The organism is Enterococcus alishanensis (assembly GCF_019218635.1).
Lineage (GTDB): Bacteria > Bacillota > Bacilli > Lactobacillales > Enterococcaceae > Enterococcus_A > Enterococcus_A alishanensis.
Genome location: NZ_JAHUZB010000001.1, coordinates 486,776 through 504,893 on the forward strand (window position 1 = coordinate 486,776; position 18,118 = coordinate 504,893).

Annotated in this window: 19 protein-coding genes and 1 pseudogene; 18 read left to right on the top strand and 2 right to left on the bottom strand. The window is 35.5% G+C overall.

From position 1 onward, the window contains the following. Positions 1-17 precede the first annotated feature (17 nt). Positions 18-1,431, top strand: a pseudogene (locus KUA55_RS02365) (IS3 family transposase). A gap of 99 nt (positions 1,432-1,530) precedes the next feature. Here KUA55_RS02365 and KUA55_RS02370 read toward each other — a convergent pair. Further along, positions 1,531-2,700 (bottom strand): DNA/RNA non-specific endonuclease, encoded by a 1,170-nt coding sequence (locus tag KUA55_RS02370; RefSeq protein WP_218324564.1) that lies wholly within the window; start codon positions 2,698-2,700, stop codon positions 1,531-1,533. A gap of 186 nt (positions 2,701-2,886) precedes the next feature. On the opposite strand from KUA55_RS02370, the gene KUA55_RS02375 reads away from it, so the two are divergent. Next, entirely contained in the window at positions 2,887-3,609 is a 723-nt protein-coding gene (locus KUA55_RS02375) for a DNA/RNA non-specific endonuclease (protein ID WP_218324565.1), read from the top strand. A gap of 91 nt (positions 3,610-3,700) precedes the next feature. Continuing rightward, positions 3,701-4,471, top strand: coding sequence for a TraX family protein (locus KUA55_RS02380; protein ID WP_218324566.1), 771 nt, complete (start codon positions 3,701-3,703; stop codon positions 4,469-4,471). Positions 4,472-4,508: 37 nt separating this feature from the next. On the opposite strand, the gene clpP is transcribed toward KUA55_RS02380, so the two are convergent. Further along, positions 4,509-5,102, bottom strand: a complete 594-nt coding sequence (gene clpP, locus KUA55_RS02385) for an ATP-dependent Clp endopeptidase proteolytic subunit ClpP (protein WP_218324567.1) — start codon at positions 5,100-5,102, stop codon at positions 4,509-4,511. A 193-nt stretch (positions 5,103-5,295) separates the two neighbouring features. On the opposite strand from clpP, the gene KUA55_RS02390 reads away from it, so the two are divergent. The 15 genes from KUA55_RS02390 to KUA55_RS02460 all read left to right on the top strand — a co-directional run bounded on the left by KUA55_RS02390 (position 5,296) and on the right by KUA55_RS02460 (position 17,985). Further along, entirely contained in the window at positions 5,296-5,811 is a 516-nt protein-coding gene (locus KUA55_RS02390; protein ID WP_218324568.1) for a hypothetical protein, read from the top strand. Positions 5,812-5,818: 7 nt separating this feature from the next. Then, on the top strand, positions 5,819-6,739 hold the full coding sequence (gene miaA, locus KUA55_RS02395) for a tRNA (adenosine(37)-N6)-dimethylallyltransferase MiaA (RefSeq protein ID WP_218324569.1): 921 nt from the start codon (positions 5,819-5,821) through the stop codon (positions 6,737-6,739). Positions 6,740-6,741: 2 nt separating this feature from the next. After that, complete coding sequence (gene hflX / locus KUA55_RS02400; protein WP_218324570.1) at positions 6,742-7,986, top strand: GTPase HflX; 1,245 nt, start codon at positions 6,742-6,744, stop codon at positions 7,984-7,986. Next, the gene (locus tag KUA55_RS02405; protein ID WP_218324571.1) at positions 7,973-9,223 is read left to right on the top strand and encodes a methionine gamma-lyase family protein; all 1,251 of its coding nucleotides are present in this window, start codon (positions 7,973-7,975) and stop codon (positions 9,221-9,223) included. Before hflX ends, KUA55_RS02405 begins: the two co-directional genes overlap by 14 nt. A gap of 131 nt (positions 9,224-9,354) precedes the next feature. Continuing rightward, the gene (locus tag KUA55_RS02410) at positions 9,355-9,738 is read left to right on the top strand and encodes a MerR family transcriptional regulator (RefSeq protein WP_218324572.1); all 384 of its coding nucleotides are present in this window, start codon (positions 9,355-9,357) and stop codon (positions 9,736-9,738) included. Between the two features lie 42 nt (positions 9,739-9,780). Next, complete coding sequence (gene glnA / locus KUA55_RS02415; protein ID WP_218324573.1) at positions 9,781-11,121, top strand: type I glutamate--ammonia ligase; 1,341 nt, start codon at positions 9,781-9,783, stop codon at positions 11,119-11,121. A 191-nt stretch (positions 11,122-11,312) separates the two neighbouring features. Then, the gene (locus KUA55_RS02420) at positions 11,313-11,582 is read left to right on the top strand and encodes an IreB family regulatory phosphoprotein (RefSeq protein ID WP_218324574.1); all 270 of its coding nucleotides are present in this window, start codon (positions 11,313-11,315) and stop codon (positions 11,580-11,582) included. Then, on the top strand, positions 11,579-12,007 hold the full coding sequence (ruvX, locus tag KUA55_RS02425; protein ID WP_218324575.1) for a Holliday junction resolvase RuvX: 429 nt from the start codon (positions 11,579-11,581) through the stop codon (positions 12,005-12,007). Before KUA55_RS02420 ends, ruvX begins: the two co-directional genes overlap by 4 nt. 16 nt (positions 12,008-12,023) lie before the next feature. Further along, the gene (locus tag KUA55_RS02430) at positions 12,024-12,338 is read left to right on the top strand and encodes a DUF1292 domain-containing protein (RefSeq protein ID WP_218324576.1); all 315 of its coding nucleotides are present in this window, start codon (positions 12,024-12,026) and stop codon (positions 12,336-12,338) included. 148 nt (positions 12,339-12,486) lie between these two features. After that, positions 12,487-13,377: an acetamidase/formamidase family protein gene (locus KUA55_RS02435; protein ID WP_218324577.1), complete on the top strand. Its 891-nt coding sequence runs from the start codon at positions 12,487-12,489 to the stop codon at positions 13,375-13,377. A gap of 188 nt (positions 13,378-13,565) precedes the next feature. Further along, entirely contained in the window at positions 13,566-14,513 is a 948-nt protein-coding gene (locus KUA55_RS02440; RefSeq protein WP_218324578.1) for an ABC transporter permease, read from the top strand. Further along, entirely contained in the window at positions 14,510-15,469 is a 960-nt protein-coding gene (locus KUA55_RS02445; protein WP_218324579.1) for an iron chelate uptake ABC transporter family permease subunit, read from the top strand. The genes KUA55_RS02440 and KUA55_RS02445 overlap by 4 nt, the downstream gene beginning before the upstream one ends. Beyond that, positions 15,466-16,221, top strand: coding sequence for an iron chelate ABC transporter ATP-binding protein FitD (gene fitC, locus KUA55_RS02450; RefSeq protein WP_218324580.1), 756 nt, complete (start codon positions 15,466-15,468; stop codon positions 16,219-16,221). Before KUA55_RS02445 ends, fitC begins: the two co-directional genes overlap by 4 nt. 23 nt (positions 16,222-16,244) lie before the next feature. Next, a complete protein-coding gene (locus KUA55_RS02455) occupies positions 16,245-17,201 on the top strand; it encodes a siderophore ABC transporter substrate-binding protein (RefSeq protein WP_218324581.1) in 957 nt (318 codons plus the stop codon). A gap of 142 nt (positions 17,202-17,343) precedes the next feature. After that, positions 17,344-17,985 (top strand): DUF4767 domain-containing protein, encoded by a 642-nt coding sequence (locus KUA55_RS02460; protein ID WP_218324582.1) that lies wholly within the window; start codon positions 17,344-17,346, stop codon positions 17,983-17,985. Positions 17,986-18,118 lie beyond the last annotated feature (133 nt).

Below are 18,118 nucleotides of genomic sequence, written 5' to 3' on the forward strand. Positions count from 1 at the left end.
CTGGAGGTCGGTATTTTATGGTTAAATATAGTTTTGAATTCAAACTGAAAATCCTTCAAGAGTATCTTGACGGAAAAGGAGGTTTCTCCTATTTATCTAAGAAACACGGGTTGAAGTCAGAAAATCAAATGAAAAATTGGCTCAATGCTTATCAAGAATTTGGTGAAGAAGGGCTTCTTCGTAAAAGACAAAATCAAAGTTATTCTGTTCAATTCAAGATGGATGCGATAGAGTTATATCAAACAACTGAGTTGTCCTATCGTGAAGTGGCGAATCATTTAGGGATAAACAATCCTGCATTAATCGCCAATTGGATGAGAACCTTTCGTGCAGAAGGAGTAGATGGACTCTCAAAAAAGAAAGGACGTCCGCCGATTTTGTCTAAGAAAAAAGAAAATCCAAAGGCAAACAAAGCAACCCTTGAAGAACGTGATCGCATCAAGGAATTAGAAAAACAAGTCCGTTCTCTTCAGATTGAAAATGCTTTTTTAAAAGAATTGAGGAAGCTGCGAAACAGGAAGCCCAACAAAGACGAAAGAATCAATCGCACGAATCATCGACAGCCTCCGAGGATCCTTCAAATTAGTTGAGCTTCTTGAAACTTTGAAATTCCCTAAATCGACCTTTATGTATTGGCAAAAACGGTTTGATCGACAAAATCCAGATCAAGAAATTGAAGAGGAAATACTTAAGATAAGAAGCCAACATAAGGATTATGGCTGTTTGCGCCTAACAAAGGAATTATGTAATCGTGGGTTCCATGTAAACAAGAAGAAAGTGCAACGCTTGATTAGGAAACTGGGTATTGAGGTCCGCTCATTCACGAGGAAATCTCGTCGTTATCATTCTTATCGTGGGAAGATCGGTGCGGTTACGAAAAATCGAATTCATCGACGCTTTTGCACAAGCATTTGTCATCAAAAGATTACGACACATACGACAGAGCTAAAATATTTTGAACTAGACAAATCCGGGACCATTCGTGAAAAGAAACTGTATCTTGATCCCTTTTTAGATATGTACAGCAGTGAGATTATTTCTTATCGTATTTCTGAAAAGCCAAATGCACTAGCGATCATGGAGGCATTGGAAGAAGCGATTCAAGTAACAAAAGACTGTCTCTACCGTCGAACCTTTCATTCTGATCAAGGCTGGGCTTATCAAATGAAGGCATACAATCATAAATTAAAAGAACATAAAATATTTCAAAGTATGTCCCGTAAGGGCACCTGCTTGGATAATTCAATCATGGAGAATTTCTTTAGTTTATTAAAACAAGAAATTTATTATGGACGAGAATTTCATAGCTTTGAGGAATTGAAACAAGCAATTGATAATTACATTTATTACTACAATCATGAACGTATGAAGAAAAAATTAAATTGGCAGAGTCCGGTGCAATTTAGAAAATCGGCATTGAAAGCAGCTTAAAATATAATAGCAGTAAAAACAAAGAAAAAAGGAGTGGATTTCTCCACTCCAAAAAAGTCTAACTATTTGGGGTCACTACAATCTGCTAGTCTCTTTTATTTATTCAAAACCACAACGGCCATATCCTTGAGCAGCAGCTTCAGATTCAGTCATTGAAACAACTGAATTTGCATTAGAAAGTCCGCGACAATTGGCGTTAAAGTGATATTTTTTTCCAGATTGTGGTGCTACGTAAACAGTTCTTCCTTGGGCGGCTTGCTGTTGCGCAGCTTGTTCGGCTATAATTCTGGCTTGCTCAGCCGCCGCCGCTTGTTGTTCTTGAGCAATTCTGGCTTGTTCAGCTTCAGCTGCTGCGTGTTCTTCCGCAGCTTTCCGGTCATTTTCTGCTTGAATTTCAGCAGTGGTTCGACTACTTCCGTCGGCGTAATTAATTTCAACACCATCTTGGATATTAAAGATATAAACATTGAAACTAATTTCATCGTTATTAATTGATTGAGCTTGAAGTTGGACGCCTCGTGCAACTAATTCATTTTCACGAAAGATTGGTGTGACTGAATAACGAACAAATTTCTTCGGATTTTGTTTTAGGAAATAAGCAATATCAGACTCAAAACGTAACATTTCAGGACTGTTTAGTTGCCGTGTACCGGTAATTAAGTTTTTTAAATTATTATTTTGACCAGTTAATTGAAAACCAATCAAATGACTACGATTGTAGAGATAATTGTTATCAATTTTTTTATTTCGCCAACCTGTCGGATCAACCGTTAGGGCTTCTCTTTTTTCACTTGGCATCAAAGATTTGTTTAGTAAGGCTTCACCGTATGTCGCCCGATTTAATGAATCTAAGTCACCATAACTTTCCCAATACCCGATGTCTGTACCCGAGTCTTCTTCAGTAAAAGTCGGTTTACCGCCATTTACATCGATTGTCTGCTGATCTGTATATTCCATGGCTGCCAGCTCTTGATGGATCTGCTGTTGCTCTTTTTGGAAATCCAACGCAATTGTTTTACCGGCATTTCCTGTATCTGGTAAATCTTTTTTCTTACTTGTTTCTGTTGAAGCAATCGTCGTTGATACAGTTGTTGGTGATGTTTGTTGAGGTTCAGGTGCCAAGATGCTGCCGGCAGCCATGATAAATAATGAACCAACAATAATATAGCCACTTTTTTTCTTGTCAGTTTTTTTACGAAATGCCGAAATAAAATTGACAATACCAAAAACAAAAGCGATGAAGCCTAACACAATTAATAATGTTTCCATTCTAACGCCCCCTTTATATTTATTTTATCAAACTTCTTCCAAAAATCTCGAAAAAATTTTTATATTAAAAGAAATCCTGAAGATAATTTTTAATTAGTATCAAACATTCTAAAAAAAATTATCTTCATCGTTATTTAAAAAATCTGCTATAATAATTAAGCAAAAAAATTAAAAAAAGAGGTATGTATGGTTAAAAAAAAGAGACCGACTGTCGTTAGCGGCATTATTATATTATTAGCAATTGCTTATGGTGTTTACAGTCAAAGCAATCCAGAAAATCAGACGATATCAACAGAACCTAGTATTTCATCTACGATGCCAAGTGTTACGATTGATCATTTATCAGAAATTCCAGATTATAATGGTGAAAAAGTCATTACGTTGAACCAAAATAATCCCAATTTTAACGAAACTGACTTGTCATTAGCCAATGGTTCATGGACAATTTTTTCTGATTTAGATGATCTCAATCGCGTAGGACCAGCAAATGGAATGTTAAGTCAAGAGTTGATGCCAACAGAAGAAAGAGAAAGTTTAAACGTTAAGCCAACTGGCTGGCATCAAAAATTTTATGATGATCAACCTTTATATAATCGTTGTCATCTGGTTGCTTTTCAATTAAGTGGCGAAAATAATAACTGGAAAAACTTGATGACTGGAACGGCTCGTTTCAATCACCCGGGTATGACTAAGTATGAGGAAGAGGTTGGCGATTATATTCGTGAAACAAAACATCATGTACGTTATCGTGTATCACCTTATTTTAAAGACGATGAATTGGTTGCTCGTGGGGTCCAGATGGAAGCTCAAAGTATTGAGGATTCAAATGTTTCGTATAATGTTTTTATTTACAATGTGCAAGATGGTGTAACGATTGATTATACCACTGGTTATTCTAAAGCGAGCTAAGTGACAATTTTGTTCGCAGCATTTCAGACTAACGTCCCATTTTTATAAAGTTTTTCTTTGCTAAGATAAGAATTGAAAGCGGGGAGATGAAATGTTAAAAAAAGGTTTATCTAGTTATCAATTAAAAATTATAGCAATTGTTTTTATGGTAATCGATCATATCAATACTTATTTTGGTGCAAGTTTAGGGTGGCCTTTGTGGGTATCTTGGTTGGGTCGATTTGTAGCACCATTATTTGTTTTTTTATTGATTGAAGGATTTTTTTATACTCATAGTCGAAAAAAATATTTGAGGCGATTAAGCTTAGGCGCGGGGATAATGCTTTTAGGGAATAGTTTAATTAATTTTTTGGCTGACAATTATACCGATCATTTCACTGGTGGTTTTAGTGTGTTGCAATTAATTGGACCAAATAATATTTTTCTAACATTGGCATTATTGTTCGCTTTGATATGGGCAGTTGATTTAAGTCGAGAGAATGGTAAATATTTAGTAGTAGCGGGATTTTTATTACTACCAATTTTGTTCAGTGAAGGTGGTCTTTATTTATTGCCAATTAGCTTAATTTTTTACTTTAGCCACTTGAAGCAAAATTCGAAAATTCTTTATTTAGGAGTTTTTGCTATTTGTTTTGTTTTGTTTGCGTGGAGTATTGTTATTTTTTGGCAGATGAATACTGGGGAGAGTTTGTATCAATATTTGACGTTTGATAATGAGTTTATGATGGTGACGGTATTACCATTGATTTATTTATACAATGGAAAAAGAGGCGGTTATCAAACCAAAACATCTAAATATTTCTTTTACGTTTTTTATCCATTGCATCTATGGGTGATTTATTTAGTAAATATGTTTATATAAAAAAACTCCTGCAAAAAATTTGCAGGAGTCATTTTGTTTAGCTTAAAGCTGAACTATTTTCCATTACTTCGTCAATTAGACCATATGCTTTTGCTTCTTCAGCTGTCATATAGTTGTCACGGTCAGTATCTTTTTCAATCACTTCAAGTGGTTGACCAGTCCGTTCAGCTAAAATTTTATTCAAGCGTTCGCGAGTTTTTAAGATATGTTTTGCTGCAATTTCGATTTCAGTTGCTTGACCTTGGGCGCCACCTAATGGTTGGTGAATCATGATTTCAGCATTCGGTAAGGCAAAACGTTTCCCTTTTTGGCCAGCTGTTAATAAGAAACTACCCATTGATGCAGCCATCCCTAAAACGATTGTTTGGACATCGGCTTTTACAAAGTTCATTGTGTCAAAAATTGCTAAACCGGCAGATACACTACCACCAGGAGAGTTAATGTAGATATAAATATCTTTTTCAGAGTCCTGTGCATCTAAAAATAGTAATTGGGCAATCACTGAGTTTGCCACGTTATCATCAATCGCGCCACTCAACATAATAATCCGGTCTTTTAATAGACGAGAGTAAATATCGTAAGCTCTTTCGCCACGAGATGATTGTTCAATAACTGTAGGGACTAAATTCATAGGAAATTCCTCCTCAAATCTTTTTTCAAAATTATTTTAGCACACTTCAAGTGTAATTGCTAAATTCTAAAACATAGTATAATCTATTGGTCAACATTGGTCAAATGTTTTGGACGATTATTTTGACTTTCTTCAACCATCCTTTTTAATTCGGAAATATGGTAATATAAAAGACAGGAAAAGAGGGTGAAAAATGAGTACTGGACTTATTGGATTAATCGGTGTTTTGATTGGTGCTGCGATTGTTGGCGTGACAGTTTTTTTCTTTTTTAAATATCAAGAAAGACAAACTTATCGGAAACGAGAACTTGAACACCGAGTAAAAGAAATTGAAGTAATGAATTTATTAAATAAAAAAATCAATGAAATTTTGAGTAAACGTAGCTTAATGATGGAAAATTACGTTAGTTTCAATGCATTTGATGATACTTATATAGCAATTGATGATTATATTTATTTGCAATCTTTTGCCGCACAAAATAATTTTTATTTACCGACATATCTAGTGGAAGAGTTTTTTAAAAATATTTCCCATCGTAAAATGGTTATTTCACCTGAAGAAACCGTTCGTTTGGGAGGTTACGCATACAAGGGTGGACGAGTATTGATGGAATCTTTTGCTGATGAATTACTTTCAATTACGCAGGAAAAGAAAAATCAATTAGCACGTTTAACAAAAGAACCGTTACGCTATTTTGATGTAAAGTAGGAATATAATGGAGAAAGTATTAGTTATAGTTGGACCAACAGCGGTTGGTAAGACCAGTTTGAGTATTGATTTAGCAAAAAAATTTAACGGTGAAATTATTAGTGGTGACTCTTTGCAAGTTTATCGAACACTAGATATTGGTACTGCCAAAGTGACTGAAAAAGAAAAAGAGAGAATTCCCCATTATTTAATTGATGTTAAGGATCCAAATGAAAATTACTCAGTTGCAGAGTTTCAAAAAGAAGCGCGAAAAAAAATTGTGGATATTACTGCTACGGGAAAATTACCAATCGTAGTAGGTGGTACAGGCTTATATATTCAATCCTTGTTATGGGATTATCAGTTAGGTAAAGCTGAAACTGACCATGATCTTCAGTTAAGAAAAAAATATGAAATCTTTGCTGAAAAAAACGGCAAATCAGCACTTTGGGGGCAGTTAAAAGCGCTCGATCCATTAGCAGCAGAGAAAATCCACTTTAATAATCAAAAAAAAGTTATTCGAGCATTGGAAGTTTTTGAATTAACTGGACGTTCAATTTTTTCACCAGAAAAAACACCTAAATTGCTTTATAATCCAATGATTATTGGCCTAAATACAGAAAGAAAATTGTTATATCAGCGGATCAATCAACGGGTGGATCAAATGATTAATGATGGGTTATTGGATGAAGCCGAAAAACTTTTTGTTACGCCTACTGTTCAAGCAGCTCAAGGAATAGGCTATAAAGAATTATTCCCATATTTTCGAGGAGAACAATCTTTAACTGAAGCAACCGAAGAAATTAAGTTGCAATCCAGAAGATATGCCAAGCGGCAGTTGACTTGGTTTAGAAATCGAATGCCTGTTGTTTGGTATGATTTGGTGCAACAACCAGAAACTATTACAAATATAGAAAATGCTGTGGCAACATGGCTTAAGGAGGGATAGAATTGTCAGAACGCGTAATTCTAGTTGGTGTAGAAACAGATGATACAACATCCAATTTTTTAGAATCCATGCACGAATTGGCCGGATTAACTAAAACGGCCCATGGTGAAATTGTGTATTCATTGACCCAAAAACGTCAAAAAGTAGACCGCCAAACAATTATCGGTAAAGGGAAAATGGCTGAACTGCAACAATTAGTAGAAGCTCATGAAGCTGATTTAGTTATTTTTAACCATGCTTTATCTCCTCGCCAAGCAGAGACAATTGAAGGTATTGTAGGTGTGCCGGTAATTGATCGTATTCAATTAATATTAGATATTTTTGCCCAAAGAGCTCGTTCAAAAGAAGGCAAATTGCAAGTCGAGTTGGCGCAATTAAATTATTTATTTCATCGATTAACTGGTCAAGGGCAAAGTTTATCTCGTTTAGGTGGTGGGATTGGTACCCGTGGACCTGGAGAAACCAAATTGGAAACAGATCGACGACATATTCGCCGACGAATTTCTGCTATTAAAAAAGATTTAAAAGAAGTGGAAGCCCATCGTGAACGTTCTCGTCAAAAAAGAAACGATTCAACTGTCTTTCAAATTGGTTTAATAGGCTATACCAATGCCGGTAAATCAACGATCTTTAATTTACTTACGAGCGCCGATACTTATTCACAAGATCAATTATTTGCCACTTTAGATCCTTTGACTAAACGTTGGTCATTACCGCAAGGAATGCAAACAACGGTAACTGATACTGTTGGATTCATTCAAGATTTACCAACACAATTAGTGGATGCCTTTCATTCAACTTTAGAAGAAAGTCGTGGAATGGATTTATTATTACATGTGGTCGATGCTAGTGCTGAGGACCGTCAGCAGCAAGAACAGACGGTTTTAGATTTGTTGAAAGAGTTGGAGATGGAAGATATTCCCATGCTGACTGTTTATAATAAAGCCGATAAAATCAATCCGATTCAATTTGCACCAACCCTATTTCCTAATACACTTATTTCAGCTAAATCCTCTAAAGGAAAAGAACAGCTGTCAGAAAGTATTAGAAAAGAAATAATGGAAATTTTGAGCCCATATTTGCTAAGTATTTCAGCTAGTGAGGGACAATTATTAAGCACAATTAAACGAGAAACATTGGTTTTAGCGGAAGACTTTGACGAGTCTAGTGAAACCTATCAAATTCGTGGTTTTGCGAAAGAAAGTTCTCAATGGATAAGGAGAATGGGTGACAATGTGGCAGAATAATTTTCCAGATGAATTAAAAAATAAGATTGAACAAGTGGACCAACAAATTGAACTTCGCCTAAAAGAAGTAAAAGATATTGCTTTAACAAATCAGCAAAAAGTTTTAACAGCTTTTCGTGAACAACGGGTTTCAGAGACCCATTTTTTACCTTCAACTGGTTATGGTAACGATGATTTAGGTCGCGATGTATTAGAAGCAGTCTATGCCCAAGTTTTTGGTGCAGAGGCTGCTTTAGTTCGTCCACAAATTGTTTCTGGTACCCATGCAATTGCAACAGCATTGTATGGAAATCTACGCCCTGGAGATGAACTTTTATATATTACAGGGACTCCTTACGATACTTTGTTGGAAGTGTTAGGTGAAACTGGTAATGGCGTAGGCTCTTTTAAAGAATATAATATTGGCTATGATGCAGTTGATTTATTACCAGATGGATCAGTTGATTTTACAGGAATAAAAAATAAATTAACTGAAAGTACTAAGATTGTTGCTATTCAAAGATCTCGCGGGTATGCTATGCGCGCTTCTTTCACGATTGAAAAAATCAAAGAAATGTGTGATTTCATTAGACAGATCGCACCACAAGTGATTATTTTTGTCGATAATTGTTACGGTGAGTTTGCTGAGCTAACTGAACCGACTGAAGTAGGTGCGGATATAATAGCTGGCTCCTTGATTAAAAATCCAGGTGGCGGCATTGCAAAAACGGGTGGATATATTGTTGGGCGAGAAGATTTGGTAGAAAAAGCTGCTATCCGCCTAACAACTCCAGGAGTAGGTGCTGAAGGTGGAGCCATGCTGGGAAATGTCTATGATATGTTATACGGATTCTTTTTGGCCCCTCATGTAGTCAGCCAAGCTATTAGCGGTGCAATTTATTCGGCTGCAATTTTAGCTGAACATGATTTCAATTCTACACCTAAATGGTATGAACCTCGCACCGATCTAATTCAGCTCATTGACTTTAGAGACAAGGAAAAGATGGTTGCTTTTGCGCAAGCGATACAAAAATTCTCACCAATTGATGCGTATGTTGCACCTGTTCCATCGTACATGGCTGGCTACGAAGATGACATAATAATGGCGGCTGGAACTTTTATTCAGGGTGCCAGCATTGAGTTAAGTGCCGATGGTCCATTGCGAGAACCTTATTCCTTATATTTACAAGGTGGCTTGACCTTTGAACATGTTAAAATCGCTGTTTCCAATGCAATTAATGAAGTTTTTTACCGGTAATAGTTAAATTAAAAATCCCTCATTTCCGAACAATTTATTTTTAATGTAAGGAAATCTAACATTTTGGGTTGACAACCGGTCTAACGCTTTGGTATTCTATTTTCAACATCAAGAGGCAAGGAGGATAAGTCATGCGGGAAAAGGAATTACGTAGATCTTTAGCTGTTTTTCCAATTGGTACAGTTATGAAATTAACTGATTTAACGGCGCGACAAATTAGATATTACGAAGAACAAGAACTGATTCATCCTGAACGTAGCGATGGGAACCGTAGGATGTATTCTTTAAACGACATTGATGTGTTACTAGAGATTAAAGATTATCTATCAGACGGATTAAATATGGCAGGGATTAAACGAGTTTATCAAATGCGTCAAGATGAAGCCAAAGCTGCCAAAGATAAACCACCGTTAACTGATAAAGATGTTCGCCGAATTTTTTATGATGAAATGATGACCCAAAGTGGTTTAAACCAACAACAACATCCATACCAATCACAAGGTCCACGGCTGTAGTGATTGTGGAAATAAAAAAATGAAGTGCAAGGAAGGGATACTATGCCAAAAAGAGATTTAACTGTTGAAGATATCAAACGAATCGTTGAAGAAGAAAATGTTCGATTTTTACGTTTAATGTTTACAGACATTATGGGAACAATTAAAAATGTCGAGGTTCCTGTGAGTCAATTAGAAAAAGTATTAAGTAACAAAATGATGTTTGATGGTTCATCTATCGAAGGTTTTGTTCGAATCGAAGAAAGCGATATGTACTTATACCCAGATTTGACAACTTGGATGATCTTCCCTTGGGAAAGCGATCATGGCAAAGTAGCTCGTTTAATCTGTGATATCTATAGTCCAGATGGCAATCCATTTCCAGGGGATCCTCGTGGAAACTTAAAACGTGCCTTATCTAAGATGAAAGATTATGGTTTCACTGCATTTAACTTAGGACCAGAGCCAGAATTTTTCTTATTTAAAGTTGATGAAAATGGCGATCCGACATTAGACTTAAATGACAAAGGTGGCTATTTTGATTTTGCTCCTACTGACCTTGGTGAAAACTGCCGTCGGGATATTGTTTTAGAATTAGAACATTTAGGATTTGAAGTGGAAGCTTCTCACCATGAAGTGGCACCAGGTCAACACGAAATTGATTTTAAATACGCTGATGCGATTGAAGCATGTGACGACATTCAGACTTTCAAATTAGTAGTTAAAACAATTGCTCGTAAACACGGTTTGCATGCAACCTTTATGCCAAAACCTTTATACGGAATCAACGGTTCAGGAATGCATTGTAATATGTCTTTATTTAATGATGAAGGTAATGTCTTCTATGATGAAGATGGTCCAATGCAATTAAGTGAAACAGCTTATCAATTTTTAGCAGGTTTATTGAAACATGCACGCGCCTATACAGCTGTATGTAACCCAACAGTTAACTCTTACAAACGTTTAGTACCAGGATTTGAAGCGCCAGTTTATGTGGCTTGGAGTGGACGCAATCGTTCTCCATTAATCCGCGTACCAGAATCTCGTGGTTTATCTACTCGTCTAGAATTACGTTCAGTTGATCCTTCTGCTAATCCGTATTTAGTAATGGCAACATTATTAGAAGCAGGGTTAGATGGTATTGATAATAAATTAACACCGCCAGCAGCCGTTGATCGTAATATTTATGTGATGAGCGAAGAAGAACGTAAAGAAGCACAAATCTATGACTTGCCTTCTACTATTCACAATGCGATTAAAGCTATGCGTGAAGATCAAGTAATTGTGGATGCATTAGGCTCACATATTTACTCTAACTTTGTCGAAGCGAAGAAATTAGAATGGGCGGCCTTCCGTCAAACAGTTTCTGAATGGGAACGTGAGCAATATTTAGAGTTGTATTAATCAACACAACAACAACCTCTGGTGATCTTTTACCAGAGGTTTTTTAATGGAGTTTTGTAACAAATTTCTCAATTAGTTTAAAATTTAATTTTTTCTTTCTTTAAAAAGTATCATGGCTTTCAACCTTGTGGTAAGTTTGTTATACTTTTTAAGTAGAATAAAATAAGTGAATGATAAAGAGGTGTGTACTGATGGGATATACAGATGAAACAGTTCGTTTTGATTTTGACGACAATCGTAAAAAAGAAATCAGTGAAACGTTAGCTATTGTGTATAATGCATTGGCTGAAAAAGGTTACAATCCAATTAATCAAATTGTAGGATATTTATTATCAGGTGATCCTGCTTATATTCCCCGTTACCATGATGCTAGAAATTTAATTCGTCGTCATGAACGTGATGAAGTAATGGAAGTTTTAGTTAAATATTATTTAGAAGATCATGGTATTGAACTTCGATGAGAATTATGGGATTAGATGTCGGATCGAAAACCGTTGGAATTGCAGTCAGTGATCCATTTGGTTGGACAGCCCAAGGGGTAGAAATTATCCGCATTAACGAAGACGATGAGGAATTTGGTTTTGATCGTTTATCGGAGCTTGTTAAGGAGTATCAGGTGACTAAATTTGTCGTGGGATTACCCAAAAACATGAACAATACTATTGGGCCGAGAGCTGAAGCCTCGATGGCCTATGGCGACAAGATTAAAGAACTTTTCAATTTGCCTGTTGATTATCAAGATGAGCGACTGACAACTGTTCAAGCTGAACGCATGTTAGTTGAACAAGCTGATACGACCCGGGCTAAAAGAAAAAAGGTCATTGATAAAGTTGCAGCAGTGATGATCTTACAAAATTATCTTGACCGAACAGGAAACAAATTTTAAGAAAAGAGGAATTTAGATGGCACACGAACACAATCACGACCACGATCACGACCATAGTCATGAACACGAAATGATTACTTTGGTGGATGATGAAGGAAATGAAACATTATACGAAATTCTTTTAACTATTGATGGTCAAGAAGAATTCAAAAAAAATTATGTTTTACTTTATCCGGCAGGTGTCCCTGAAGATGAAGATGTAGAATTACAAGCTTATGCTTATCTTGAAAATGAAGATGGTAGCGAAGGTGAATTGTTACAAATTGAAACTGATGAAGAATGGAATATGATTGAAGAAGTTTTCAATACTTTCATGTCTGAAGAAGAATAAATCATGAGTTAAAAAGGAGAAACCTGTTTGTAGGTTTCTCCTTTTTTGTCGTTCTTGTCAAAGGCTAAAGGAACTTTGCTTCCAACAAAACTTTTCCTATTTTTTAATTGATGATAAAATAATTAAAAAATAGGAAGGTGGCAATGAAATGAACTTTGTAAAAAAAGAAAACTGTATTTATGCAATGGATAAAAATAATCAACCGGTTTTAACTGTTAAAGATGGGGAAGAAATTACTTTTGAAATCTATGATTGTTTTACTAATCAAATTTCTGATGAAACTAGTTCCTATCAAGGAGTGGACTGGAACAAGATTAATCCAGCTACGGGTCCAGTTTTTGTGGAAGGTGCTGAACCTGGTGATACATTAAAAATTTCAATAAAAAAAATTGCGATTAAAGGAAATGCGACACTTTTTACCGGCCCAGATCTAGGTGTTATGGGAGATGAGTTGGAAGAAAACGTCATTCGAGTCTTAAATATTAAAGAAAATAAAGTTCAGCTGACTGATGAGATTGAGATTCCAATAAATAAGATGATTGGGGTGATTGGGACAGCTCCAAAAGGTGCACCAATTTCTTGTGGGACTCCTGACGCTCATGGGGGAAATATGGATTGTACAGAAATTAGTGAAGGTGCTGAATTATATTTACCAGTTAATATAGCGGGTGCCTTACTAGCACTGGGAGATTGTCATGCAGCGATGGGTGATGGTGAAGTATCTGGTTGTGGTGCAGAAATTCCTAGCGAAGTAACTGTTTCTGTTTCTGTTATTAAAAATAAAAAATGGCCCTTACCTTTTTTGATTAGAAACGGAAAAATCAGCACGATTTCTTCAAAGCTAACAGTTGACGAAGCTACTATTGCTGCAACAAAAAATATGGTCCAGCTTGTAGAAAATTATACAGAATTATCGACTGGAGAGGCGATACACTTATTAACGTTAGCAGGAAACTTAAAAATTTGCCAAATTGTCGATCCCAATAAAACTGTCAGAATGGAATTACCCTTGTCTTATTTGAAAAAATGGATAGATTAAAAATATGTCAATATTTATAATAATTTTGATGTAAAAAGGAAGAGTTGGGTGCTCTTTCTTTTTTTTATGTCTTTCACTAAATTATTTTTTGATAAAACTAAAAAAAACTTGCTTTAATGCTAAATTTTTTTTAAACTAATCATTAGGAATGAAAATCATTCTCAATTAAAAAACAGAAAGGTCTAGTAATGAAAAAATTTACATTATTTTTTATTTTAATTTTACTTGTTGCTCTTTCTTTTTTTGTTGGGGTGAATGATCTGACTGTGAATGGTTTATTGGAAAATGTTGGCCAACAGCGGTTATTATTTATGACCACTCGGTTACCTCGAACAGTTAGTTTAGTTTTAGCAGGTGCGACAATGAGTATTTGCGGACTAGTGATGCAACATTTAACGCAAAACAAATTTGTCTCGCCTACAACAGCAGGAACCATGGACAGTGCACGTCTTGGGATTGTTTTTGTGATGTTGGTTTTGCCAAGTGCCTCAACTTTGACACGAGGTTTTGTGGCATTCGTTTTTGCTTTATTAGGAACGCTGGCGTTCTTATTTCTATCACGTTATCTACCTGGAAAAAGCCAGATGATGTTGCCCTTAGTTGGCGTGATGTTTGGTAATATTGTTGGTTCGGTGGCGACTTTTTTCGCTTATCAGTATCAATTAGTACAAAATATGTCTTCTTGGTTACAAGGAAATTTCGCGACAGTCACACGAGGAAGTTACGAATTACTTTATTTAACCGTTCCAATTTTTATTGTGATTTATGCTTTTGCCTATCGGTTTACAATTATCGGTCTGGGGGAAGATTTAGCCAAAAACTTAGGTTTGAATTATCAAGTAACTCAATTTTTCGGTATTTTTTTGGTAGCGATTGCGAGTGCTGTAACTTTGATAATGGTTGGAACGGTTCCTTTTTTAGGAGTCGTCGTGCCAAATATCGTTGCCATGATTTATGGTGACCATATGAAAGATACATTAGGTTTAACAGCAATTGCTGGGAGTATTTTTTTAATTTCTTGTGATATTTTATCACGGATAATTATTGCACCATATGAAATACCAGTTAGTGTGATTGTCGGAGTTATCGGCAGTGTCCTCTTTATCTTTTTACTATTAAGGAGGCAGCGGCTATGAAAAAACAGTTTTTATTTAGGCTTTCGTTTTTAGCAGTGTTTGCCGTTTTATTGTGTTTTTTATATTTAACGTATCAGACCCATGGCAATTTAAATTTTGCTTTACAAATTCGAGGTCGAAAATTAATCGCTTTTATTTTAGTCTCGATTGCAGTTAGCTTTGCGACGGTTACCTTTCAGACAATGACGCAAAATCACTTTTTAACTCCTAATATTTTAGGTTACGATTCTTTATACGTCGTCATTCAAACTTTACTATTTTTCTTTATTGGTGGTGTGACCATGCTGTCGCAGGAGACATTGAGTATGTTTTTTGCCAATATATTATTGATGACGTTGGTCAGTCTTTTGCTGAGTAAATTTTTGTTAAAGCGGAGTCAAAATAATTTATTTCTATTGTTAATGATCGGCATGATTTTAGGAACACTTTTTAGTAGTTTGAGCACTTTTCTACAAGTATTAATGGATCCTAATGAATATGATTTACTGCAAGGTCGCCTGTTTGCTAGTTTTGGGAACATTAATGGAAATCATTTAATTTGGGCAACGGTTATTATTGTTTTAGGAGCGGCTCTCTTGATGAAATTATCGCCTTATTTAGATGTTTTACATTTAGGAAATGATCAAGCGACTAATTTAGGAATTCAGGTTTCTCGTTTTCAAACGCTATTATTTGCTATAATCAGTTTGCTAACGGGAACAGCTACGGCTTTAGTTGGACCAATTACCTTTTTAGGATTTATTGCGGCAAATATTAGCTATCAATTGACCAGAACCTATTTACATCGTTGGTTATTTTTAACGAGTACCTTAATTGGTATTATTCTGCTCGTAGGAGGACAATTTTTAGTTGAACAAGTTTTTGCTTTAAATGCAACTTTAAGTGTTGTGATCGAATTTGTTGGTGGCATTTATTTTGTTGGGAAAATTGTCCATGAAAGGAAGAAGACAGCATGATTGAAATTCATAATGTATCAAAACACTACGGAGAAAAACGTGTTGTTACTGAAGTACAGTTACCAGTCAGTCAAAAAAAATTAACTGCGTTTATTGGTCCTAATGGTGCTGGAAAAAGCACCTTGCTTTCAATGGTCAGTCGATTAATTCCTCACGATACAGGAGAAATATATTTAGATCATAATGAAGTGAAAACTTGGAAATCTAAAGAGTTAGCAAAAAAATTAGCTATATTAAAACAAAGTAACGGGATCGGTTTAAAAATAACGGTTCGCGAATTAGTGAATTTCGGTCGTTTTCCTTATAGCAAAGGTCGATTATCAAAAAAAGATCATGCGTTAGTGGAGGATGCTTTAGAAAATTTAGGTTTGTCTGATTTAGCTGAAGAAATGATTGATACATTATCTGGTGGACAACTTCAACGAGCTTATATTGCAATGGTTTTGGCGCAAGATACAGACTATATTTTGTTAGATGAACCGTTGAATAATTTGGATATCAATTATGCGGTTCAAATGATGCAAACATTACGCCATTTAGTTGATAAATTAGGTAAAACGATTTTGATTGTATTACACGATATTAATTTCGCGGCTAGTTACGCTGATGAAATTGTAGCGATGAAAAAAGGTCAGATTTTTGCTCGAGGAGAAACAGAAAATATGATCAAAAAAGAAGTATTAAATCCCTTATATGATATGAATATAAAAATTTGCGAAATTGAGGGAAAAAGATTTTGCATGTACTTTTAAACAAGTAGAGGAGAGAAATATTAATGAAGAAATTTTTAATGAGTTTAGGTTTGGTAGCTACATTATTTACGATCGCGGCCTGTGGATCAGGCGCGAGCGATACAGTTGACTCTTCAAAAAAAGCAACAGAACAATCTTCGAGTCAGACAATGAAAGTAACTGATGCGAATGGTACGGTGGAGGTGCCATTAAACCCAGAGAAAGTTGTCGTTTTCGACATGGGTTCGTTAGATACAATCGATGCATTAGGTAAAGAAGATACTGTTATTGGGGCTGCAGTTGATAGCTTGCCAGAATATCTTAATAAGTATGCAGATGTAGCCTCGGCAGGTGGCATCAAAGAACCTGATGTGGAAGCAATTAATGGGATGTCTCCAGATTTAATTATTATCTCCGGTCGGCAGGCTGATTATTACGATCAATTGAGCCAAATTGCACCAACAATTTATTTAGAAGTTGATTATACTGACACATGGGCGTCTATTCAAAAAAATGTAAAGACTCTAGCCAAAATTTTTGATGAAACCCAAGAAGCAGAAAAACAATTAGATGAGTTACAAACAGAAATCACTTCAGTTAGTGATCAGGCTAAGTCTAGTGGTGAGAAAGCATTAGTTGTTTTAATCAATGAAGGAGAACTTTCGGCTTATGGTGATGGTTCTCGGTTTGGGATTGTCCATGATACTTTTGGCTTCCAACAAGCAGATGATAAGATTGAAGCTTCTACTCATGGTCAAAATGTTTCTTATGAATATGTACTAGAAACCAATCCAGATGTTTTGTTTGTCATTGATCGAACAAAAGCGATTGGCGGAGATACTACTAATGATGACCTTGCTAGTAATGAACTGATTCAACAAACCAATGCGGGTAAAAATAATAAAGTAATTGAACTAGATCCTGAAGTTTGGTACTTAAGTGGTGGCGGATTAGAATCATTGCAAAGAATGCTAGATGATGTAAAAAAAGCATTTGAGTAATCCGATAAGAACATAAATGATGTGAGGATACGTTAAGATAATGATCTTGACGTATCCTTATTTGTTTTTGAAGTCGATTGGACTACCTTTTGTAAATTAATTTTGGTAAGCTTAAGTTGAATGTAATCGGGGAGGGGAAATAATGAAAAAAATAGTTGTTGGTTTGATGTTATCAGTAAGTTTGTTAGGTTTAAGTGCTTGTAGAAAAACTGCTACGACGCAAAATGATGAGATTCAGAAGCAAGAAACTTTTACAACAAGTAGTAATAGTAGTGAGGCGAAGAAAGTCATTGAGAAATCTTCCAGTTCGACATCAGCTACAAATTCAGAAGAACCTGAGAATAATGTAACAAAAAACATCTGGGATAGTGAAAAAGCAGATGCACTACGTTCATTTATAGTTAACTGGAGTGCGACTATGGGACAGTCTTATCAAGAGTATCAACCGCAAAACAATGTTAATTTTTATGGTTTACAACTACCAGATGACGTACTGGAAAATACCCAAAAACAACCGATGGCAGTAGATAATCAAATCGTATCAGCAGAATGGTCAGGAAACGGTGAATCAGCTGCTGAATATAGTATAGTTGCAGTATACTCAGACGCTGATACCGCTGCTTTTGCTGCAAAACATGTATATTTCTTTGCTATTCATAATAATGATCCAGTCGTTTTAACTTCCATGCAAAATCAAGGAATGCCTGATGGTGCCTTCCATTTTAGTCAAACTGAGAATCAAGAGTTAAAAAATGGCTTTCAAAACATTGTTAATCCGTCTTGATAAAGAGAAGTAATTAAAAAATCAAAATTCGAGAATCGTTATGGTAAAAAATCTGGATGCTTTAACAGGATTCTCTATGTAGAATAGTTAGATCAATTATTATTAATAGTACTATTTCTGCAATTTAGTTTAG